The sequence below is a fragment of the Knoellia flava TL1 genome, assembly GCF_000768675.1.
GTDB lineage: Bacteria > Actinomycetota > Actinomycetes > Actinomycetales > Dermatophilaceae > Knoellia > Knoellia flava.
Genome location: NZ_AVPI01000024.1, coordinates 16,128 through 37,434, shown reverse-complemented (window position 1 = coordinate 37,434; position 21,307 = coordinate 16,128). Strand labels below are relative to the sequence as shown.

The 21,307-nt window shown below is 71.3% G+C and carries 19 protein-coding genes; 10 read left to right on the top strand and 9 right to left on the bottom strand.

What is annotated here, in order from left to right:
• Window positions 1–423 (bottom strand): VWA domain-containing protein (locus tag N798_RS18730; protein WP_035948056.1); only part of this gene is annotated, 423 nt, incomplete at its 3' end.
• 97 nt (window positions 424–520) lie between these two features.
• Between N798_RS18730 and N798_RS18725 the strand changes: the two genes are divergently transcribed.
• The 3 genes from N798_RS18725 to N798_RS09690 all read left to right on the top strand — a co-directional run bounded on the left by N798_RS18725 (window position 521) and on the right by N798_RS09690 (window position 3,319).
• Window positions 521–973: a hypothetical protein gene (locus N798_RS18725; protein ID WP_052117127.1), complete on the top strand. Its 453-nt coding sequence runs from the start codon at window positions 521–523 to the stop codon at window positions 971–973.
• Window positions 966–2,330, top strand: a complete 1,365-nt coding sequence (locus tag N798_RS17380) for a serine/threonine-protein kinase (protein ID WP_156971688.1) — start codon at window positions 966–968, stop codon at window positions 2,328–2,330. Before N798_RS18725 ends, N798_RS17380 begins: the two co-directional genes overlap by 8 nt.
• Before the next feature lie 65 nt (window positions 2,331–2,395).
• Window positions 2,396–3,319: a PfkB family carbohydrate kinase gene (locus N798_RS09690; RefSeq protein ID WP_035948054.1), complete on the top strand. Its 924-nt coding sequence runs from the start codon at window positions 2,396–2,398 to the stop codon at window positions 3,317–3,319.
• Between the two features lie 39 nt (window positions 3,320–3,358).
• Here the strand turns inward: N798_RS09690 and N798_RS09685 are convergent, their stop codons facing one another.
• Both N798_RS09685 and N798_RS09680 read right to left on the bottom strand, forming a co-directional pair.
• A complete protein-coding gene (locus N798_RS09685; protein WP_052117125.1) occupies window positions 3,359–4,081 on the bottom strand; it encodes a LuxR C-terminal-related transcriptional regulator in 723 nt (240 codons plus the stop codon).
• Window positions 4,078–5,337, bottom strand: a complete 1,260-nt coding sequence (locus tag N798_RS09680; protein ID WP_156971687.1) for a sensor histidine kinase — start codon at window positions 5,335–5,337, stop codon at window positions 4,078–4,080. Before N798_RS09680 ends, N798_RS09685 begins: the two co-directional genes overlap by 4 nt.
• A gap of 380 nt (window positions 5,338–5,717) precedes the next feature.
• Between N798_RS09680 and N798_RS17375 the strand changes: the two genes are divergently transcribed.
• Window positions 5,718–7,904, top strand: coding sequence for a prealbumin-like fold domain-containing protein (locus tag N798_RS17375; RefSeq protein WP_052117123.1), 2,187 nt, complete (start codon window positions 5,718–5,720; stop codon window positions 7,902–7,904).
• Window positions 7,905–8,098: 194 nt separating this feature from the next.
• Here N798_RS17375 and N798_RS09670 read toward each other — a convergent pair whose 3' ends face one another.
• Window positions 8,099–8,290, bottom strand: coding sequence for a hypothetical protein (locus N798_RS09670; protein ID WP_035948053.1), 192 nt, complete (start codon window positions 8,288–8,290; stop codon window positions 8,099–8,101).
• Window positions 8,291–8,349: 59 nt separating this feature from the next.
• A complete protein-coding gene (locus N798_RS09665) occupies window positions 8,350–8,748 on the bottom strand; it encodes a MerR family transcriptional regulator (protein ID WP_035948052.1) in 399 nt (132 codons plus the stop codon).
• Window positions 8,749–8,811: 63 nt separating this feature from the next.
• Between N798_RS09665 and N798_RS09660 the strand changes: the two genes are divergently transcribed.
• The 3 genes from N798_RS09660 (at window position 8,812) to N798_RS09650 (ending at window position 12,785) form a co-directional block, all read left to right on the top strand.
• Entirely contained in the window at window positions 8,812–10,002 is a 1,191-nt protein-coding gene (locus N798_RS09660; protein WP_035948051.1) for an acyl-CoA dehydrogenase family protein, read from the top strand.
• A 28-nt stretch (window positions 10,003–10,030) separates the two neighbouring features.
• The gene (locus N798_RS09655; protein ID WP_035948049.1) at window positions 10,031–11,608 is read left to right on the top strand and encodes an acyl-CoA carboxylase subunit beta; all 1,578 of its coding nucleotides are present in this window, start codon (window positions 10,031–10,033) and stop codon (window positions 11,606–11,608) included.
• Window positions 11,609–11,723: 115 nt separating this feature from the next.
• The gene (locus N798_RS09650; protein ID WP_035948048.1) at window positions 11,724–12,785 is read left to right on the top strand and encodes a S8 family serine peptidase; all 1,062 of its coding nucleotides are present in this window, start codon (window positions 11,724–11,726) and stop codon (window positions 12,783–12,785) included.
• Window positions 12,786–12,853: 68 nt separating this feature from the next.
• On the opposite strand, the gene N798_RS09645 is transcribed toward N798_RS09650, so the two are convergent.
• Entirely contained in the window at window positions 12,854–13,528 is a 675-nt protein-coding gene (locus N798_RS09645; RefSeq protein WP_371870454.1) for a Maf family protein, read from the bottom strand.
• A 71-nt stretch (window positions 13,529–13,599) separates the two neighbouring features.
• Here N798_RS09645 and N798_RS09640 point away from each other — a divergent pair, with 71 nt between their 5' ends.
• Complete coding sequence (locus tag N798_RS09640; protein ID WP_035948046.1) at window positions 13,600–14,142, top strand: hypothetical protein; 543 nt, start codon at window positions 13,600–13,602, stop codon at window positions 14,140–14,142.
• A 69-nt stretch (window positions 14,143–14,211) separates the two neighbouring features.
• Here N798_RS09640 and N798_RS09635 read toward each other — a convergent pair whose 3' ends face one another.
• Window positions 14,212–16,110, bottom strand: a complete 1,899-nt coding sequence (locus tag N798_RS09635) for a Na+/H+ antiporter (protein ID WP_035948045.1) — start codon at window positions 16,108–16,110, stop codon at window positions 14,212–14,214.
• A 139-nt stretch (window positions 16,111–16,249) separates the two neighbouring features.
• Between N798_RS09635 and N798_RS09630 the strand changes: the two genes are divergently transcribed.
• The gene (locus N798_RS09630; protein WP_035948044.1) at window positions 16,250–17,527 is read left to right on the top strand and encodes a lipase family protein; all 1,278 of its coding nucleotides are present in this window, start codon (window positions 16,250–16,252) and stop codon (window positions 17,525–17,527) included.
• 96 nt (window positions 17,528–17,623) lie between these two features.
• Here N798_RS09630 and N798_RS09625 read toward each other — a convergent pair whose 3' ends face one another.
• Both N798_RS09625 and N798_RS09620 read right to left on the bottom strand, forming a co-directional pair.
• Window positions 17,624–19,393, bottom strand: a complete 1,770-nt coding sequence (locus tag N798_RS09625; RefSeq protein WP_084100435.1) for a DUF885 domain-containing protein — start codon at window positions 19,391–19,393, stop codon at window positions 17,624–17,626.
• A gap of 196 nt (window positions 19,394–19,589) precedes the next feature.
• On the bottom strand, window positions 19,590–20,504 hold the full coding sequence (locus N798_RS09620) for an endonuclease domain-containing protein (RefSeq protein WP_052117122.1): 915 nt from the start codon (window positions 20,502–20,504) through the stop codon (window positions 19,590–19,592).
• Between the two features lie 67 nt (window positions 20,505–20,571).
• Here N798_RS09620 and N798_RS09615 point away from each other — a divergent pair, with 67 nt between their 5' ends.
• Complete coding sequence (locus N798_RS09615; RefSeq protein ID WP_084100432.1) at window positions 20,572–21,228, top strand: MOSC domain-containing protein; 657 nt, start codon at window positions 20,572–20,574, stop codon at window positions 21,226–21,228.
• Window positions 21,229–21,307: the final 79 nt, after the last annotated feature.

Here is a 21,307-nt window from a genome sequence, read left to right as displayed (position 1 = left end):
TGCCTTGATCGCGCCGATCGTCGACGTGAGCCCGGCCTTGTCGAGTGGGGCGATGGGTGCGACGAGCCGGGTGTCGGCGCAGGCGGCGGGCGTCGGCTTGCCCTTGCCGTCGACCTGGGCGCCGTAGACCCGCAGCCCCACCTGCGCGGTGGCGGGGAGGGCGCCGACGACGCCGGTGAGCGCCTTCTTGGCGGCCTCGATCTTGGTGAGCCCCGACGGGTCCTTCGCCTTCATCGACCCGGACGCGTCGAGCATGAGCAGGAGCTTGCCCTGCTCGTCGGTCTGCGTGGCGAGGTTCGACGCAGGGACCTGAGCGGCAGCTGCGACGGCGGCCGGACGTGTGGTCTGGTTCGCCGGCGAGGCGGCAGCCGCGGTCGAGCAGAGCGCGACGCTCGCCGCAGCGATGATGGCAAGGACTCGCATGGTGGTTCCCCCTGATGACTGAATGCCCCGACCCTAGCGTTTGCAATAGCAAACACACAACTCCCCGCCCCCGGATCGTGCGACCTAGGATGCGCGTGTGGCAACGACCGACCCCCGCGACCAGCAGCGTCTCCTCTATGGGGCGCCACTGTCCGAGCTGGCCGCCACGGTGCGTTCGTCGCTCGGGCTGACCCAAGGCCGGCTCGCGGAGGTCCTCGGACTGTCGGCACCGATGTTCTCGCAGCTGGTCAGTGGCCAGCGGATCAAGATCGGGAACCCCGCCGTGGTGAGGCGTCTGCAGCTGTTGCTCGACCTCTCGTCCGAGGCGGCAGGCCTCACTGCCCCCGAGCTCGACTCACGGATCGCCGCCATCCGGGACGAGCAGCCCACTCTGACCAGCCCCACGTCGGAGGACCTCTCCACGGTCCGGGTCCTCGCCGCCTCGGCGACCGCGGACCAGCTCCGTGACGTGGCGCGAGCTGCTGACGGCGCCGGTGCCGGCGGCCTCGGGGACCTGCTCCGTCGCGCCGCAGGAGCCGCGCGTGGGTGAGGTCTTCGCGGGTCGCTACGAGCTCGTCGACCCACTGGGGGAGGGAGGCATGGGCACGGTCTGGCGCGCCTGGGACGCGAAGGAGGAGCGCCTGGTCGCCGCCAAGGTGCTGCGCCAGTCCGACGCGGTCTCGCTGCTCCGGTTCGTCAGGGAGCAGGCGTTCCGGGTCGTGCACCCGCACGTCCTCACCCCGCTGGGCTGGGCCGGGGACGACGACCGAGTCCTCTTCACGATGCCGGTCGTGGAGGGAGGGTCGGTGGCCAGCCTCGTCGGCGACCACGGCCCCCTCCCACCGCTGCTCGTGGCGGAGGTGCTGCGCCAGCTGACGAGCGCGCTCGACGCCGTCCACGCCGCCGGGATCCTCCACCGCGACGTCAAGCCGGCCAACGTCCTGCTCGCCGCCACGGGGCTCGACCGCCCGCACGCGTTCCTCACCGACTTCGGTATCGCGATCGAGCTCGACGGTGTCCGCCTCACGCAGACGGGGCAGTGGACGGGCACCCCGAGCTACAGCGCCCCCGAGTCGCAGGCCGGAGCCGAGCCTCACCCCACCGCGGACCTCTTCGCCGTGGGTCAGGTCGGGATCGCGATGCTCACCGGTGAGCGGCCGGTACCCTCGCCGACCCGCCCCGTCGGCACACCCCAGGAGCTGTGGTCGCTGCTCGCCGACCTCACCGCTGCCGAGCCCTCGGCCCGGCCCCAGTCGGCGGCCGAGGTCCTGCGACGGCTCGACATGCCGGTGCTGGCCTGGCGTCCCGGAGCCATGGGTGAGGTGGAGGTGCTCAGGCACGTGCCGGCCCCGACGGTGGCGCAGCTCTCGGCGACGGCCGACTCCCCGACCCGCGTCCCCCTCTTCGGGAGCAACCACGACGACGACGCAACCCGGGTTCGTCCGCCCAGCACCGTCGGCAGCGCCGGCACGCCGCGACCCGCCCATCGACCTACGCCGGTCCCCGGCGCAGCAGACGCATCCGTCCGGCCGACGTGGCTCGGTCGGGCCCCGCTCGTCGGCGGCGCACTGGCCGTCGCGGCCCTCGTCGGTGTCCTCCTCTGGTCCCCGTGGTCGGGGGAGGCGGGTCGTCCCGGCCCGGGCGAGACACCCACGACGCGACCCGACGCCAGCCCGGTTGCGAGCGCGTCGGCCGCGCCCTCGACCGACTCCGTCGCCACTCCGACCCCCCGGCCGAGCCCCTCGACTGCGCGCGGATCCGTCGGCGTGGGCACGGTCGTCGTGTCGGCCGGGCAGCCCTGCTCCTTCACCCAGGTCGGCGTCCGCGAGCAGACCGTGGACGGCGTCGACGTCGTGTGCTCCCGCAGGGACGACGGCTCCTACGCCTGGGCCGGGCCGGCGCGCTGACACCGCTCGCACGACGCGAGGCGCCACGCGCTGCGAAAGGGAGCAACCGGCATACGCTGCGGTCCATGTCTCCTCGGGTGATCCACACCGCGCAGGCCCTCGTCGACGTCGTCGTCGAGGTCCCGTCGATCCCGCGCCGCGGAGGCAACGTCATGGCGCCGCCGCCCGAGGAGTATGCCGGCGGAGCGGTCAACATCCTCCTCGCCGCCGCGCGACAGGGTGCCGAGTGCGTGCACGCCGGTGCGACCGGCACCGGGCCGCACGGTGACCTCGTCCGCTCCGCGCTCGCGGCCGAGGGCGTCACCGTGTCGAGCCCCGTCGTGCCCGACCTCGACACCGGCATCTGCGTCGTCATGCTCGAGCCCACCGCCGAGCGCACCTTCGTCACGACCCAGGCGGCCGAGCGGCTCATCAGCGTCGAGTCGCTCCAGACCTCACGGCCCGAGGCAGGCGACCTCGTCTGCGTGAGCGGCTACAGCCTCACGGGGACGACGCGGGACCCGTTGTTGGAGTGGCTCGCCGGGCTGCCCGACGGCGTCGAGGTCGTCCTCGACCCCGGCGCGATCTTCGCCGAGCTCGACGACGGGATCCGGCGCGCGATGCTCGACCTCACGACGGTCTGGACCGGCAACGCCGAGGAGAGCGAGGCCCTCACCGGTGAGTCCGACATCGTCCGGGCGGCCGCGCTCTGCATCGAACACCTGCCCGATGGCGCCGTCGCCATCGTCCGCGACGGACCCGAGGGGTGTGCCGTCCACGCCGACGGCGAGACGACGGACCTCGACGGCTACCCGCAGAAGCCGGTCGACACCAACGGCGCCGGAGACACGCACACCGGTGTCCTCGTCGCCTGTCGCGCCGCAGGCATGGGTTGGGTCGAGGCGGCGCGCCGGGCCAACGCCGGCGGAGCGGTCAAGGTGACCCGGCGCGGTCCCGCCACGGCTCCCACCGCCGCGGAGATCGACGCCTTCCTCGCCGACCGCACCTGAGCCACCGCACCTGGCACGGACCCCGCGTATGCCGTCCGCTCACCTCGTCGGGCGCAGCCTCCACCACGGCGCCGCGTGCCTTTCGGCGACGGCGGGCGGAGCGGTGGCCGCGTCCGGGTCCGGCCAGTACTCGAGGAGGTCGCCCGGGCCGAGGCCAAGCGCGTGCTCGAGCTCGGAGGGCACGACACGCTGGAAGTGCTCGGAGACGTTGCGGCTCACCTCGGCCCAGTAGCCGCGCAGCGTCGACTCCGAGAGGTGCATCTGGCTGCTCATCTCGGCATAGGTGAGCCCGCGGGCGCGGCCGGCGAGCACCTGCCGCTGCCGCTCGGAGAGGATCGTCAGGCTGTTGCGGCGCACGAGCACCTCGACGAGGCCGATGACCGAGGGCGGCACGACGACCTCGCCCTCGGCGACCGCAGTGATGACCTCCTCGGCCTTCGCCGTGGGCGCGGACTTCGACACCACGCCGCTCGCGCCCGCCGCGAGGCAGGCGGCGAGGACGAACCGACGCTCCTCCTGGCTGAAGACGCAGACCCGGTAGCCCTCCGAGACCGCCGCCCGGATCGCCGCGACTCCCTGGCGGACGTCGGGCTGGCTCGCGTTGCTGAGGTGCAGGTCGAGCACGAGCGCGTCCGCGACGGGTCGCGCGGCGAGCATCTCCTCGATGGTCGCCCAGCCTCCGGCGAACTGCAGCCGTGGCATGAGGGCCGGCAGCGACTCGCGGATCACGGTGGCGTCGTCGACGACGGCGACGGTCCTCACCGCGCCCCCTCTCCGGACATCGTCAGGCACGGACCGGTGAGCGTCACCGTGGTCCCGAGGCCGGGGGTGGAGGAGATCGACACGTCGATGTCGCGCCGGCGCATCTCGCCGACGACGACCTCGCGCAGCCCGACGCCCATCGTCGCCTGCGACACCTCGAAGCCGACGCCGTCGTCGTGGAGCGTGACGACCCACGTCTCGTCCTCGCCGGGGCCGACCGGAGGAGCATCGGCATGGACGACGACGGACTCGGCCTCGGCATGGTCGCGGACGTTGAGAAGCAGGCTCGCGAGCGCCTGGTCGAGAGCGGCGGCGCGGGGCGCGTCGACGTGGGCGCCCTCGGCGAGGTCGACGTTGAGCTGGAGCGGCAGGTCGAGGAATCGGTCGCAGGTGGCGCTCACGACCGCGCGCACCTCGACGCCGCCAGTCCCTTGGGCGACCGCGTCGTCGGTGGAGCCGCGGCCCTGGAGGTAGGAGCGCATGCGCGCGGACTCGAGCTGGGCCTCCTTCTGGAGGAAGGCGCGGGTCTCCTCGTCGATGGTCGGGTCACTGAGCATGCGGATCACCGCCGCCCCGTTGTGGATCGCGAGCTGGGCGCGTCGCTCCTCCTCGCGCCGGCCGAGCTCGGTCGCCTCGGCCCGCGCGCGGTCCCCGTCCTCGGCCACCCGACGGAAGTAGCCGAGGATGAGCCGGCCCACGCTCGAAAGGACGATGAGCGTGAGGACGTTGGCCACGATCGTCGTCGCGCTGTCGCGGTTCCACGCCGGCGCAGTGAAGACCGCACTGGACGCCACGGCCGCACCCACCGCAGCGACCCACTGCCACCGCAGCATGAGCACCGTCGCGCCCGTGCACACGACCGCCAGCAGGTGCGCAGGGAAGGGCGCCACCCACGACCCGACGAGGTAGGCATCGGGCACGGTGAGCGGCCCCAGCAGCATGAGCGTCATCGCGACGCAGAGGTCCACCGCGAAGCCGCGCCGGGTCAGCGGACCACCACGACGGAACACGACGACGCTCACGACGAGGCTGCTGATCGCCGCGGCCGCCCAGCACACGGCATACAGGCTCGGCCGGGGAGAGACCGAGATGCCCTGTGCCAGACCTGGAACCATCTGGACGAGGGTGCCGAGCCGAACGCCGAGCACGAGGAGCGCGACTGCATACTCCATCCCTCGCGTCGTGGTCGGCAGCGGACCGGCGTATGCCGTCCACCGGCTCGGCGGTCTCGCGCCGGAGCCTCTCGTCGTCGCCACGGGTGGAATCTTGCCTCACGGCGGGCGGAGACGTCGGGTGCGCTCGGAGCGCAGGGGGGATCAGGGCGTGCACCGAGCCAGTGTGTGGACTGTCCCCTCGGCGCCGACACCCACGAAATCGCGGACCTGCCTCGTGCGCGCCTGGGCGGACCGTGTCGGCGGTCGTCACCGGCGTTGGCAGGTTGCCGCCATCTGCCGGAACCGTGGACGACGGGGCCCCTGCGGGTGCATCCTGAAGGTCGTGGCTGAGCCACCCCTCGTTCGCTGAGCCGGCGGCCCGAGGGCTTTGACGCAGTGCGTCATCGAGGTCGCCTGAGCCGGCACCCGACCTCCTCATTTCCGCATCACCATGCCCCTCGTCGGGGCGGAATGAGGAACCCATGAATTCCACGTCCACCGGCGAGCGCTCACGCTCGTCTTCCCGCAGTCGGCGCCGTGTCGCCCTCGGCGGAATCGCGGCACTCGCCCTCGGTGTCGGCCTCACGCTCCCCAGCGCGCTGGCAGCCGGAGTCGGATTCCACGAGCTCGATGGCAACATCCTCGACGACTCCGCTTCTGCCGACCCTCCGTTCGACTGGTCCGACATCTTCTCGGCGGCCACGCCGACGGCGGAGCCGACGGTGAACAGCGGACTGCCTGCCTCGATCCTCGAGCCGGACTTCGCACGCGACTTCCTCGTGACCAACGGCGCCTACGTCAACGGGGACACGTCGTACTACGCCACGGGATCGAAGGACACCCTCAACATCACTCCCGGCTGGCAGTGCAAGAAGACGAACAACGCGACCGACAAGGGCGACTTCGTCAACGCCTACGGCTACGCGGCCCTCGTCGACCACGACGGGAACTCCACGACGGACCCGCACACCGTCTACTTCTTCGGCCTCGAGAAGGACGACGACAACGGCACGAACAACGTCGGCATCTGGCTGTTGCAGGACCCGTCCGTCGGCTGCACCGCGGGCTCGGGCAACACCTCGTTCACCGGCGTGCACGAGGACGGCGACCTGCTCGCGGTCGTGAGCTATGACAGCGGTGGCTCGGTCGGCACTGCCAAGGGCTACTCGTGGAACGGCGGTCTGCCGAACGACCCGGACTTCACGTCCACCGATGCAAAGTGCGACCCGGCCAACATCGACTACACCAAGACCTTCTGCGTCATCACCAACGGTGGTGGCACGATCGACTCGCCCTGGTGGTCACCGCAGAAGAACAACAAGCTGCCGACGGCCGACCTCCAGAAGAACGTCTTCGTGGAGGGCTTCCTCGACATCACGCAATTCTTCGACGACCTCAACGAGCCGCAGCCGTGCTTCGCGTCCGCTCTTGCCGACACGCGTTCGTCGACATCGACGACGGCTACGCTCTACGACTACGTCGAGATCGAGTCGCCGACGTGTGGGCCGATGACGATCCGGAAGTACTTCGACCGCAACGCCGACGGGCAGAAGCAGACCACGGAGCCCTGGCTTCCCGGATGGGCCTACAAGGTCTTCAAGGACGGCCTCGGTCCCACGGGGACCGCCGACTTCTCCGGCTCCACCGCTGGCACCGACCCGAAGCTGGAGTTCCAGGACGTGCCGAACGGCCCGTACGACGTCTACGAGACGATGCAGGCCGGCTACTACTCCACGGACCCGAACACGGCAGCGGCCTCGCCCAAGAAGGACGTCAACCAGACAGCCTCCGGGTCGACGGTGATCTTCGGCAACGCGTGCCTCATCAACAAGAAGATCACGGTGGCGCAGGTGCCAACCGGAGCGAACCTGTCGGTGACGTACGCCATCAACGACCCCGATGACAACGGGCCTTCCACGACTGTGGCGATGACCGTCGATCCGGACGTCGCGACCAGTCGAACCGTCACGATCTCGGGACTCAAGCACAGTGACACGCTCGACTGGTCCTACGCCTACACGTCGGGGTCACCGTCCGGAAGTGTGTCAGGTGCGGACGACGAGGCGATGAACACCGGCATCGTCGAAACGGCGACCGCGACGGGCTTCACGTGCCGCAAGGACAACAACAGGACGTTCCCGCTTGCAGACCTGTCGGGCGAGAAGTACAAGGACGTCGACGCAGACGGTGTCCTCGACACGGGAACCGGCGGAGACACGAAGCTCGGCGGCTTCGAGTTCAAGTTGTACGCCGGCAGTGGCGGCGCTGTGGGCACGGTCCTGGGAACGGCCACGTCAGCCACTGGCACGGGTGCCTTCACCTTCACCGATGTGGCGCCGGGCACCTACTCGGTCGTCGAGACCGGCAAGACCGGTTGGCGAAAGATGGCCCCGGCCACGCATCTGACGGTCACTGTGTCGCTCGGTCAAGAGACTGTCGACGTCGGCGATTTCCTCAATGCGCCGTTGACCAACCTCTCGGTGACGGTCACCCCGCAGACGACATCGACGTATGCCGACTCGATCCAGTGTCGGAAGACCGGGACGACGACGCCACCGGTCGGCACCGATGTCGATGCTCTGCCCGGTGACTCCGCGGCGAAGACGCTGACGGCCACCGACCTGCTCGTCGGGTCCTACACCTGCACCATCGTCATCACCGACCCGTGATGACGGTCTCCGACTGACGCGGGGCGGGCTGCACGTCCACTCCCGTCATGACGGCCGGGTCGGGGCTCCCACCCCTCTGGAGGCTCCGGCTCGGTCCCCTCGACACCCACCGAACCGGCGAGGCCGGCGCCACTCCTCAGGGCGCCGGCCTCGTCATCGTGTCCGCTCCGAACACCACGCAAACAGAATGAGGGTCAGCTCGGGTGGCCCTCGGACTCCGCCTGCTCCGCCTCGTCGGCCGCCGCGGCCGCGGCCGCCTCCGCCTCCAGCGCAGCCTTGGCGTGCCGCCGGTCGAGGAGGAACTTGCCCAGCCCTCCGGCGACGACGACGGCGACCGTCCCCGACATGATCCAGGCGAACGCGGACGGTTCGTCCGAGCGGTCCATGGTGCTCTCCTCGTGGTGTGTGGGTCCGAGCGATGGTCCGGACGACCGTCCGGGCGACCTCAGCGCGGGATCCTCGACAGGTCCTCGCGACAACGTTCCTCGAAGCGGGCGAGCTCGGTCAAGGCGTCGTCCAGGTCGCGTCGACGCTGCTCGAGGTCCGCGCGCCGCTCGTCGATCTGGCCGAGGACGTACTCGAGCTGGCTGCGTCGGCCGCGGGGTGCGTCGTAGAGGTCGATGATCGTGCGGATCTCGTCGAGCGGGAAGCCCAGCCGCTTGCCGCGAAGGATGAGCCCGAGGCGGGTCCGGTCGCGACGGCGGTAGACCCGCGTCGTCCCGCGCCTCTCGGGTGTGATGAGGCCGAGCTCCTCGTAGTGCCGGACGGTGCGGTGGGTCACGCCGAACTCCTCGGCGACCTCGCGGATCGTCCAGGTCTGCTCGTCCTCGGAGCGGCTTGCCATGGGAGCAGATGCTGCTTTACGTTGACGTCAACGTCAAGACCTGACCGCCACGAGAGGACGACGATGTTCGAGCTCAGCCAGGACCACGAGGACTTCCGCAAGGTCGTGCGCGACTTCGCCGAGCGCGAGGTCGAGCCGCACGTCGCCCAGTGGGACCGCGACTCGCACTTCCCGACCGACCTCGTGCCCAAGATGGGCGAGCTCGGCCTCTTCGGGCTCGTCGTCCCCGAGGAGCTCGGCGGCAGCCTCGACCCCGAGGAGGGCGGTGCGTTCACGAGCCTCTGCGTCGCCATCGAGGAGCTCGGCCGCGTCGACCAGTCGATCGGCATCACGCTCAGCGCCGGCGTGGGCCTCGGCATCAACCCGATCCTCTCCTTCGGCACGGACGAGCAGAAGCAGCAGTGGCTGCCCGACCTCGTCGCCGGCCGCGCGCTCGCGGGCTTCGGCCTCACCGAGCCCGACGCCGGGTCGGATGCCGGTGCCACCCGCACCAAGGCCGTCCGCGACGGCGACAGTTACGTCGTCGACGGCGCCAAGGCGTTCATCACGAACTCCGGCACCGACATCACCTCGGTCGTCACCGTCACCGCCCGCACGGGCACCGACGACAAGGGCCGGCCCGAGATCAGCGCGATCATGATCCCTTCTGGCACACCGGGATTTACCGTCGAGGAGCCCTACCACAAGCTCGGCTGGCACATCTCCGACACCCACGGCCTCAGCTTCTCCGGAGCCCGTGTCCCGGCCGGCAACCTCCTCGGCGAGCAGGGGAGCGGCTTCAAGCAGTTCCTCAAGACCCTCGACGACGGCCGCATCGCCATCTCCGCCCTCGCGCTGGGACTGATCGAGCGCATGCTCGCCGAGAGCACGGCATACGCGTCGTCGCGCACGGCGTTCGGCAAGCCGATCGCGGTCAACCAAGGCATCTCCTTCCAGCTCGCCGACCTCGCCGTCATGGCGGAGACGGGCCGCGTCCTCACCTACAAGGCCGCCTGGCTCAAGGACGAGCACGACGCCGGCCGGCGCTCGGTGGCCGACGTCAAGAAGGCCGCCGCGATCGCGAAGCTCTACACGAGCGAGGCCGCCGTCTCCGCGACCCGCATCGCGACGCAGGTCTTCGGCGGCAACGGCTTCATGGAGGAGTACCCCGTCGCTCGCTTCTACCGGGACGCCAAGATCCTCGAGATCGGCGAGGGCACGAGCGAGGTGCAGCGCATGGTCATCGCGCGCCACCTCGGTCTGCCGACCGCCTGACCCCGGGGCGACTGGAAGAGTGGAGCGTATGCCGGTGAGCGAGTCCTCGAACCCCTCCAGCGACCCTCGCGTCGCCGACGTCCGCGCCCGTCTCGAGGCCGCCCACGCGGCCTCTGCGAGCGCCCCGGAGAAGGCCGCCGCCAAGCTGGCGTCGCAGGGCAAGCTCTATGTCCGCGACCGCATCGCGCTCCTCGTCGACGAGGGCTCGTTCGTCGAGGACGGCCGCTACGCCAACGCCCTCGCGACCGGCCTGCCGGCCGACGGCGTCGTCACCGGCCGCGGCACGGTCGACGGGCGGCCGGTGGTCGTCATCGCCAACGACCCCACGGTCAAGGCCGGCTCGTGGGGTTCGCGCACCGTCGAGAAGATCGTGCGCGCCACCGAGATGGCGCTGCGCGAGGAGCTGCCGGTCTTCTGGTTCGTCGACTCGGCGGGCGCGCGCATCACCGACCAGGTCGAGATGTTCCCCGGGCGCCGCGGCGCCGGGCGGATCTTCCACAACCAGGTCGCGCTCTCGGGCAAGGTCCCGCAGATCTGCTGCCTCTTCGGCCCGTCGGCCGCCGGTGGCGCCTACATCCCGAGCTTCACCGACCTGCTCATCATGGTCGAGGGCAACGCGTCGATGTATCTCGGCAGCCCGCGCATGGCCGAGATGGTCGTCGGCGAGAAGGTCTCGCTCGAGGAGATGGGCGGTGCGCGGATGCACTGCACCGTCTCGGGCGTCGGCGACATCCTCGCCTCCGACGACGCCGAGGCCATCGAGCTCGCCCGCCTCTACTTCTCCTACATGCCGCAGAACTGGCGCTCACCCCTGCCCTCGTATGCCGTCGAGCAGCCGAGCGCGCCCCTCACCCGGGACTCCGTCCCCGAGCGCGAGAGCCAGCCCTTCGACGTCCACGACGTCATCGACGGCCTCGTCGACGACGACAGCTTCTTCGAGATCAAGTCGCTCTTCGCTGCCGAGCTCGTCGTCGGGCTCGGCCGCATCGACGGCGAGACCGTCGGGATCGTCGCCAACAACTCGATGGTCAAGGGCGGGGTGCTCTTCACCGACAGCGCCGACAAGGCTGCCCGGTTCATCTGGCTCTGCGACGCCTACTCGATCCCGCTCGTCTACCTCGCCGACGTGCCAGGCTTCATGATCGGCTCGGAGGTCGAGCGCGGGGGCATCATCCGGCACGGCGCGAAGATGGTCTCGGCCGTGTCGTCGGCGACGGTGCCGCAGTTCTGCGTCGTCGTCCGCAAGGCCTACGGCGCGGGCCTCTACGCCATGGGTGGCCCCGGCTTCGGTCCCGACGCGACGCTCGCCCTGCCGACCGCCCGCATCGCCGTCATGGGCCCCGAGGCCGCGGTCAACGCGGTCTACGCCAACAAGATCGCCGAGGTCGAGGCGTCTGAGGGCCCCGAGGCGCGTGACGCCTTCGTCGCCGCTCGCCGCGCCGAGTACGAGGAGGACGTCGACCTCGAGCGCCTCGCCGCCGACCTCGTCATCGACCACGTCGTCGAGCCCGAGGACCTGCGGGACGAGCTCGTCCGCAGGCTGCGCTACGCCGCGCACCGCGACCGGCACTTCGCGACGAAGAGGCGCGGCATCCCCCCGGTGTGAGCCTTCCCACGTCCGCGACATCGCCGGGGCTCCAGCCGCCGTTGGGTGGTTTCTCTCGGTAACTTCGTTGCTCATGCCTCACCGTCGAGGCTGATCCCAGCGAAAGGTTCCCCTGATGCGCGCACCTCGCCGCACCACTGCCCTGGTCGGCGCCGTCGGCCTCGCCGTCGTCGCCACCGCCGCCCCTGCCAGCGCGGCCACCAACGACCCGCTCCGCTCGAAGCAGTGGGGCCTCACCCAGGTCCGTGCCGAGCAGGCATGGCCGACCTCCCGCGGCGCCGGCGCGACGATCGCCGTCGTCGACACCGGCGTCGACCTCTCCCACCCCGACCTCGCCGCCAAGCTCGTGCCCGGCGCGACCTTCGTCGGCTGCGCCGGCGGGGCCGCCGTCTGCAGCGACGGCAACTGGAAGGGCACCGACGGGGTCGGCCAGGACGTCGACTCCCACGGCACTCACGTCTCGGGCATCGCCGCCGCCATCACCGACAACGGCACGGGCGTCGCAGGCGTGGCCCCCGACGCGAAGATCATGCCGATCAAGGTCCTCGAGGACGGCTCGGGCTCCACCGTCGACATCGCCAACGGCATCCGCTGGGCGGCCGACCACGGCGCCGACGTCATCAACCTCTCCCTCGGTTCGCTGCCGGGCACCCAGGTGCTCTCGATCACCGGACTCGACACCGACGTCGAGGACGCCATCGACTACGCGCGCACCAAGGGCGCGGTCTCGGTGATCGCCGCCGGCAACACCTCGACGATCGCCTGCACGAGCCCCGGCTTCTCGAGCACCGGCATCTGCGTCGGCTCCACCGACAAGAACGAGCTGCACTCGGCCTTCTCGGAGCTCCCGATCAAGCCCGACCTCAAGGTCGTCTCCGCCCCCGGTGGCTTCGCCTTCGGCGCGTGCGACGACGACGTGTGGTCGACCGTCCCGACCGAGGCCACGAGCAGCTGCGGCGTGGCCGGCTACGACGCCTTCGCCGGCACCTCGATGGCGACCCCGCACGTCGCCGGCGTCGCCGCGCTCCTGCTCGCGCAGGGTCGCACCGTCGACCAGACCGAGCAGGCCATCCTGACGACGGCCCGCACCCCGGTCCTCGGTCTGCGCGGCCAGTTCAGCCCGCTCTACGGCTACGGCGTCGTCGACGCCCAGGCCGCGGTCACGTCCACCCGCTGACCACAACGCAGGTATGCCGTGGCGCACGTCGTGCGCCACGGCATACCCGCGTCGTGGCTCGGTTCCGGTCAGCCGGTGCGCAGCTCCCGCCACGCCAAGCCGAGCTCCGCGAGGAGCTCGCGAAGCAGCGGCAGCGATACGCCGACGACGTTCGAGGGGTCGCCCTCGATCGCCGTGACGTAGGGCGCGCCGAGTCCGTCGAGGGTGAAGGCGCCCGCGACGCGCAGCGGCTCGCCGGTCGCGACGTAGGCGGCGATCTCCTCGTCGTCGAGGTCGGCGAAGTGCACGGTCGTCGAGGCGGTCGCGCCGAGGCTGCCGCGAGTGCCGCCGTTTTCGGGCCCGCGGTCGTCGACGACCCAGTGGCCGGTGTGCAGCACGCCGGAGCGGCCGCGCATCCTGCGCCAGCGCTCGGTCGCCTCGTCCACGTCGACGGGCTTGCCGTGGACCTCGCCGTCGAGCTCGAGCACCGAGTCGCAGCCGAGGACGAGGGACTCGCCTCCATCGTCGCCGCGCCGGACACCGGCCACGGCCTCGGCCTTGGCCCGCGCGAGGAGCAGGGCGACGTCGGCCGGCTCGAGGGGCCCGTGGACCTCCTCGGCGGACGTGACGACGGCGTCCTCGTCGACGTCGCTCACGTGGACGTGAGGATCGACGCCGGCGGCACGGAGGGTCGCAAGACGCGCGGGTGAGGCGGAGGCGAGCACGAGGGCGGCATGGGCCTGGGGGTGGGATGGCACGTCCACACCGTAGGGTGTTGGGCGTTTGTGTGAAGAAGACCCGCAGGGGACTCCCGAACGACGAACAGGAACTGTGCATGCGATCGACGACACGACGGCACCGCACGCGTGCCCTCACGACGACCCGACGGATCCTCGTGCTGGGCTTCGCGCTGGTCCTCGTCGGGGCCGCCGCCGAGGTCCGTCAGACGCTCGAGGCCGACCGGCTGCCCGCGGCGCAGGCTGCCGTGGAGCCCTCCCCGTCTGCTGCCTCCCCGTCGGCGACGACTCCGAGCGGGTCCGCGACGTCCACGTGGGGCTCGGAGCCGGCCGGCTCCTCGGGGTCCCCCGAGGACACGCCCGACGGCACGCCGAGCGCCGCCGACTCGAGCGCCACCACGGCCGCGACCGACGTCAGCCGCTCGACGCCCGTCTCGCGGTCCGCGACCCGGACGCCGCCGCCGACGACGTCGCCCCAGCCCAGCGGCACCGAGACGTCCGGCCCGACCAAGAGCCCGCGACCGCCGAAGACGCCCAAGCCCTCGTCCTCCCCGAAGCCGTCGCCGAGCGGGGATGACGACGACTCCGTGCTGGGTGGGCTCTTCGACTTCTTCGGCAACCGCGGACGCACCACCGGCTGACCTCTGCCCGTGGCGTGGTGCCGGAGACGCTCAGTTCCCCCTCGTCCGTCCGGCCTGCCGGGTTGCCGCTCAGCCGAGCGCCTCGTCGACGAAGCACCAGCGCCACGCCTCGCCCGGCTCGAGCGAGCGCATGACCGGGTGACGGCTCCCCTCGTAGTGCCGGCTCGCGTGCCGGCCCTGCGAGGAGTCGCAGCAGCCGACGTTGCCGCACCGGGTGCAGATCCGCAGGTGCACCCACGTGAGCCCTTCGCGCAGGCAGTCCACGCAACCCTCGGAGGTGCTGGGCACGGCGCAGTCCGGCTCGGACTCGAGGTGCTCGCACGCCGTCATCACCTGGTCCGGCGCCCGGAGCTCCGCGTCGCGCAGGCGGGCCGTCCGTGCGGTGGTCCACGTCAGCGCCGCCTCCTCGGCGTCCAGCTGGTTCATGACGCCGGAGAGGACCTCGTGGTCGACCTCGTCCTCGTCGCGGATCCGCAGGAGCTCGGCCCGCTCGGCGTCGAGCATCACCGTGCGCAGCCGTCGCCTCACCTCGCTGGGCGTCTCCTCGTCGCGCGGGCCCAGGGTGCCGAGCCGCTCCCAGATCCGGTTGACGCGCAGCTCAGCGCTTCCGTGGAGGTCGCGTCGCACGTCAGGGTCGACGTCGGGCAGTGCGTCGAGCGCCCGCAGCCCGGCACCGGTCGTCGCCCGGACCACGGTCGCCTCCTGCAGGGCGTCCTCGCGCGGGTCGGGACCGCGGACGTCGAGGGCTCGGGCGAGCATCGGCAGGGTCGAGGACTGCAGGGCGAGCGTGCCGACGGTGACGATGAGGGCGATGAGGACGAGCGTCGGGCGGTGGTCGGTCGACTCGGGGAGCGTGAGTGCAGCCGCGAGGGTGACCACGCCGCGCATCCCGGCCCAGGAGGTGACGGTCGTGCTCGGCACGTCGAGCGATGCCCGCTCGGCGGAGCCCATCCGCCCGGAGAGCCAGCTGAACGGGAAGAGCCACAGGGGCCTGAGCAGGAGCACCGCGACGAGCACGACGAGCCCGACGAGGACGGCCCGCCCCAGCGAGATCTCGCTCGCCTCGACGTCGGTGACGAGGCGTGAGAGCTGCAGCCCGATGAGGAGGAAGACGGCGTTCTCGAGCAGGAAGGTGAGGCTGGCCCAGTTGACCCGCTCGCTCAGCCGGGACGCGGCCGACTGGAGCACCGGCGCCTTGTGGGCGAGAAGCAGGCCGGTCGTCACGACGGCGAGGACGCCGCTCGCACCGAGCAGCTCCGCGGGCAGGTAGGACAGGAACGGCGCCGTGAACGACAGGGCGGTGTCCGCGGACGCCTCGGTGAGGTGCTTGCGGAGGAGGCCGATGAGGACGAAGACGACCCAGCCGACACCGACACCGCCGACGACCGCGAGCCCGAAGTCGCGGGCCACGGACCCGACCGAGACCTCGCCGTGCGAGGCGAAGCCGTGGTGCGACGTCGCCAGTCCGGCCGCCGCGATCGCCGTGCGGAGGGTGACGAGGGCGGTGGCGTCGTTGAGGAGCGACTCGCCCTCGAGGATGGTCGTCACTCGTCGGGGCAGCCCGATACCGCGGGCGACGGCGGTCGCGGCGACGGCGTCCGGGGGAGCGACGATGGCACCGAGCGCGACGGCGACGGCGAACGGGATGGGCAGCAGCCACCACGCGACGAGCGCGACCCCGAAGGTCGTGAAGAGGACGAGGCCCACGGAGAGGCCGAGGATCGCGCGGCGGTTGGCACGGATGTCGACGAGCGACGTGCCGCGCGCGGCGGCATACAGCAGGGGTGGCAGGAGTCCGAGGAGGACGACGTCGGGTTCGAGCGAGACCTCGGGCACGAAGGGGAGCACCGAGGCGACGAGGCCGACGAGGAGGAGGGCGATCGGTGAGGGCAGACCGACTGGGGCGCAGAGGCGCGCGACGACGATGACCGTGACGGCGATCGCGACGAGGGTGAGGGCGAGGGTCACCCGCACATTGTGGGGCAGGCCACACACTTCCCCACCCCTCGTCCGGGTCCGCATCTCTTGCGGCACTGGTTACTGATCGGTAGTTTCGCGGGGAGGTGCCGCCGTCGGGGTCGGTGCCACCACCGAACGAAGGCTGACAATGACGTCACGCGTGCTCCGCCGGACCCTCGTCCCCCTCGCCGCCCTCGGCCTGCTCGCCTCCTTGGCCGCGCCCGCCTCCGCCGGTCCGGACTCGGTCCCCGGCACGGCGGGTGCCACGACCGTCACGGACACGCCGGAGCCCGCGCGTCCAGCCTTCTACGAGCCGCCGGCCTCCGTGCCGGGGACGCCGGGCACGGTCATCCGCACCGAACCGGCGACGTTCTTCATCGACCCGCTCGGGCTCTCGGACCTCAGCCTCACCGCGACGCGTGTCATGTACTCCTCGCGCGACCGGCTCGACCGCCCGATCGCCGTGACCGGGACCGTCTTCGAGCCGAAGACCCCGTGGGTCGGCCTCGGCGCGCGGCCACTCATCAGCTACGCCGTCGGCACGCAGGGCATGGGTGACCGCTGCGCCCCGTCGCGGCAGATGGCAGAGACGCTCACCGAGTACGAGCACTACCTCCTCAAGGGCTACCTCGTCCGCGGCTACGCGGTGGCGCTCACCGACTACCAGGGCCTCGGCACGCCCGGCACCCACACCTACGTCAACCGCGTCGCGCAGGCCAGGGCCGTCCTCGACATCGCACGAGCGGCGCTCCGTCGCAGCGGGACCTCGCTCACCGCGTCGACGCCGGTCGGGCTCTACGGCTACTCGCAGGGCGGCGGCGCGACGGCGGCGGCCGCGGAGCTGGCGCCGGCCTACGCGCCCGAGCTCCGCATCAAGGGTGCGCTCGCCGGTGCCCCGCCCGCGGACCTCACCAAGGTCGCGGCCAACCTCGACGGCAGCCTCTACGCCGAGTTCTTCAACTTCGCGCTCCTCGGGCTCTCGGCGGGCTACGGCGTCGACATCGACTCCTACCTCAACGACAGGGGCCGGGCCGTCGCCGCGGCGACCGAGAACCACTGCGTCTTCGACCTCGCCTCGGCGGCCTTCCAGAACTCGAGCACCCTCACCCGCGACGGTCGCCCGCTGACGGCCTACCTTGCCGAGGAGCCGTTCGCGTCGATCGTCGCGGACAACCGCATCGGCCGCATCAAGCCGGCGGTGCCCGTCCTCATCTCGCACTCGGGACTCGACGACGTCATCCCCTATGCCGTCGGCCGTCAGCTCGCGAAGGACTGGTGCGCCAAGGGTGCGAACGTGCGGCTGTCGACCAACGTCGTCCCGCTCCACGTCGGTGGCGTCGCGCCGTCGTCGACCGAGAGCTATGCGTTCTTCGAGGCCCGCTTCGCCGGCCTCCCACAGGTCAACGGCTGCTGGGCCATCTGGTGAGCACACCTCTGCCGCAACGCATCTGACAGACAGAGGTATGCCGTCCGCCCGAGTGGGCGGACGGCATACCTCTGTCCGTGGGTCGTCGTGCGAGGGTCAGGCGCGCATGGCCTCGACGAGGACGTCGAGGCCGACGGACCCGACGTCGAGCGCGCGGCGGTGGAATGCCTTGGGATCGAAGGCGTCGCCCTGCGCGGCGGCGGTCTCGTCGCGCAGCTGCATCCAGATGCGCTCCCCGATCTTGTAGCTCGGGGCCTGGCCAGGCCAGCCGAGGTAGCGGTCGAGCTCGAACCGGAGCGAGGCCTCGTCGTTGCCGGCGTGGGCCGAGAGGAACTGCCACGCCTTGTCGTAGGTCCACTCGCCACCGCCGACCTCCTTGGGTGCCTCGAAGCCGCAGTGGATGCCGATGTCGAGGACGACGCGAGCGGCGCGCAGCGACTGGGCGTCGAGGAACCCGAGGTAGTTGCCGGGGTCGTCCATGAAGCCGAGCTCGACCATGAGCCGCTCGGCATAGAGAGCCCAGCCCTCGCCGTGGCCGCTCACCCAGCAGAGCATCCGGCGCCAGCGGTTGAGCAGCTCGGCGCGGTAGGTCGTCTGCGCGACCTGGAGGTGGTGGCCCGGGACGCCCTCGTGGTAGACGGTGCTCAGCTCGGCCCACGTCCCGAACGTCTCCACGCCCTTGGGCACCGACCACCACATGCGGCCCGGTCGGGTGAAGTCCTCGCTGGGGCCGGTGTAGTAGATGCCGCCGGTGTGGGTCGGGGCGATGCGGCACTCGATGGTGCGGACCGGCCCGGGGATGTCGAAGTGGGTGCCGTCGAGCAGGTCCATGACCTCGTCGGCCTTGGTCTGCATCCACGCCTGGAGCGCGTCGGTGCCATGCAGCCGGTAGGCCGGGTCCTCGAGGAGGTGGGCCATCGCCTCCTTGACGGTCGAGCCGGGGAGGATGCGCTCGGCGGTGCGCTGCATCTCGGCGGCGATGCGCGCGGTCTCCTCCTGGCCCCAGGTGTAGGTCTCCTCGAGGTCGACCCTCGCACCGAGGAAGTGCCGGCTGGCGAGCGCGTAGTGCTCCCGGCCGACGGCGTCCTCCTCGCGGGCGCGGGGGAGGATCTGCTCGCCGAGGAAGGTCTTGAGCCCGGCGTAGGCGTCGGCGGCACGTCGCCCGGCGGCGTCGAGGTCGGCGGCGAGGGCCTCGGGCAGCGGCTCGCCGTCCTGCGTGCGGGCGCGCCCGGTGAAGCTCGCGAAGAAGCCCGCGTCACCGACGAGGTCGTCGCACTGGACCATGCACGACTCGACCTGGCGCCGGGCCGAGATCCGGGTCGGGTCGGCGTCGACGGACGCGAGGAGGGAGCCCTGCCACTGCTCGAGCGCGCGCGGGATGGCACCGAGGCGGCGGGTGATGGTCGCCCACTGCTCCTCGGTGTCGGTCGGCATGAGGTCGAGGACGTCGCGCACCGACTGCATCGGCGAGGCGATGACGTTGAGGTCGCACTGGTCGAGCCCGGCCTCGTGGAGGTCGATGTCGAGGCGGAGGCGCTCGCGCATGGCGGCGACCGTGACCCGGTCGATGTCGTCGACGGGCTCGACCGTCTCGAGCCGGGCGAGGGTGGCGCGGGCGAGGTCGGCCCGGGCTCGGTATCCCTGCGGCGAGAAGTCGTCGAGCTCGTCCTGGCGCACGTCCACACCGAGGTAGGTCGCCTCGATCGGGCTGTTCTCCATGACGGCGTCGAAGTGGGCCTCGGCAACGGCGTCGACGGCGGTGGGCGTGCGGGCCGGTGCAGGGGCGTCGACCTCGGCGGTGGGGAGGGAGTCGACCTGCGCGGTGGTGGGGGAGTCGACCTGCGCGGTGGTGGGGGAGTCGGTCACCGCACGGAGGTTACCCGCCCCCTCCCGTGCGCAACTCACCAATTCCTCCCGTTCGGCACGGAGCGAACCGGTATGCCGGTGCCTCACGGTCCGTGCGCAACTCACCAATTCCTCCCGTTCGGCACGGAGAGATGCCCCGTGTGCCGGCCGCCCACCGGTGTGCGCAACTCGCCAATTCCTCCCGTTCGGCACGGAGTCAGGCCACCCGACCCCGCGGCTGGAACCAACGCCGGTAGCGCCGGTCCGGCTGGACGTCACACCCTCGGCTGCGCAGCGCGGCGGTGACCTGGTCAACCACCTCGTCCGGCTCGTCGTACAGGTCTCGCGCCCTGATCACGATGATGATCCAGCCGGCCGCTCGCATCTCCGCACGCCGCTTCTCGTCCTTCTCGCGCTGCTCCGGATCGTCGTGCCACCGGCCGTCGTACTCGAGCGCGACCTTGACGCCCACCCAGGCGAGGTCTAGCCGGAAGCGCTCCACGCCGTCGACGAGAAACGGGTGGTTGCAGACGGGCTCGGGCAGCCCCGCCAACACCACGAGCAGGCGCGAGTGCGTCTCGGGCACCGACTCCGAACGTTCCCGGACCAACCCGGCCGCCGAGATCGCAGCTCGGCGCCCATGTCCCTGCCATGCCTCTGCTGCGGCGACAAGGTCGAGCGTGGAGACCGCCCCACGCGCCACCAGGCGGTCGCCGAACGACACCAGCTCGATGAGATCCATCCGCACGGCGAGGTGGATGAACGTCATCGCGGGCCCAGTGGTGGGCATCCCGTGCCGTTGCCACCGCTCCATGCGATAGCGGAAGCGATGGGTCCGGATGCCCTCCCCGATCGTCTTCACGCTGCGACTGAACGACAGGTGCACGTCACTGGAGCTCGGCCATGACGGCACCCAGAGCTGGGCCGCGGTGTCGTGACTGAGCAGTGCGTGCTCCGGCGCCCGAAGGAGCGCGGCGCGGGCGCGCACGACCAGGGTGTCAGGGACCGAGGCATCGATGTGGATGCCCCGAAAGAGTTGCCGGTATGCCGGCCCCGCCAGCTCTCGCCGTGTCATCCCAGCCGTGACCGCCCAGTCCGTACGGAACGGGCGGCGCGGGTCGAAGTCGGGCATGTGTCGACTGTGCCCAACCTGCGCCACATCGAGTCGCAGTTATCCACAACGTGCCTAGGATGCCGGCATGTCAGCGCGTGTGCTCTCGGTCAACGTCGGACAGCCGATGGATGGAATCATCAAGCGCCCCACCGGTATCGACAAGCGCCCCACCGATGAGATCTCCGTCGCCGATCCAGGCCCCAAAGGCCGTGGAGGCAGCGGTGTCGAGGGCGATGCGGTGATGAACCGCAAGCACCACGGCGGGAGCGAGCAGGCCGTGTACGCGTTCGCGCGCGAGGAGCTCGACTGGTGGGGTGTCGACCTCGGCCGAGACCTCCGAGCGGGCATGTTCGGTGAGAACCTCACGACGGCGGGCTTCGACGTCGACGCCGCGGTCATCGGCGAGCAGTGGCGGCTGGGGAGCTCGGTCGTGCTGACCGTGACGGCGCCCCGCGTCCCCTGCGCGACCTTCTCCGCCCACATGGGCGTGCGCGGATGGGTGAAGGCGTTCACGGCCCGTGGGCGGACGGGCGCCTACCTGTCCGTGACCCAACCCGGCACGATCCGGCCCGGCGACGAGATCCAGGTCCTCTGGCGTCCCGGGCACGGCGTGACGGTGCCGATGGCCTTCCGGGCGTGGATGGGTGACCGCGAAATGGCCCAGGCGATGCTCGACGACCAGGTGCTGCCGCCGGCCGGGCACGCCGAACTCGCCCGGAAGGTGGCGCGTCGGACCGCGTAGGCGAGCGACCGGCATACCCCGTTGCGGTGTACCGAACCCGAGGAATTGGCGAGTTGTGCACGCCAGGCGAGTCACACCC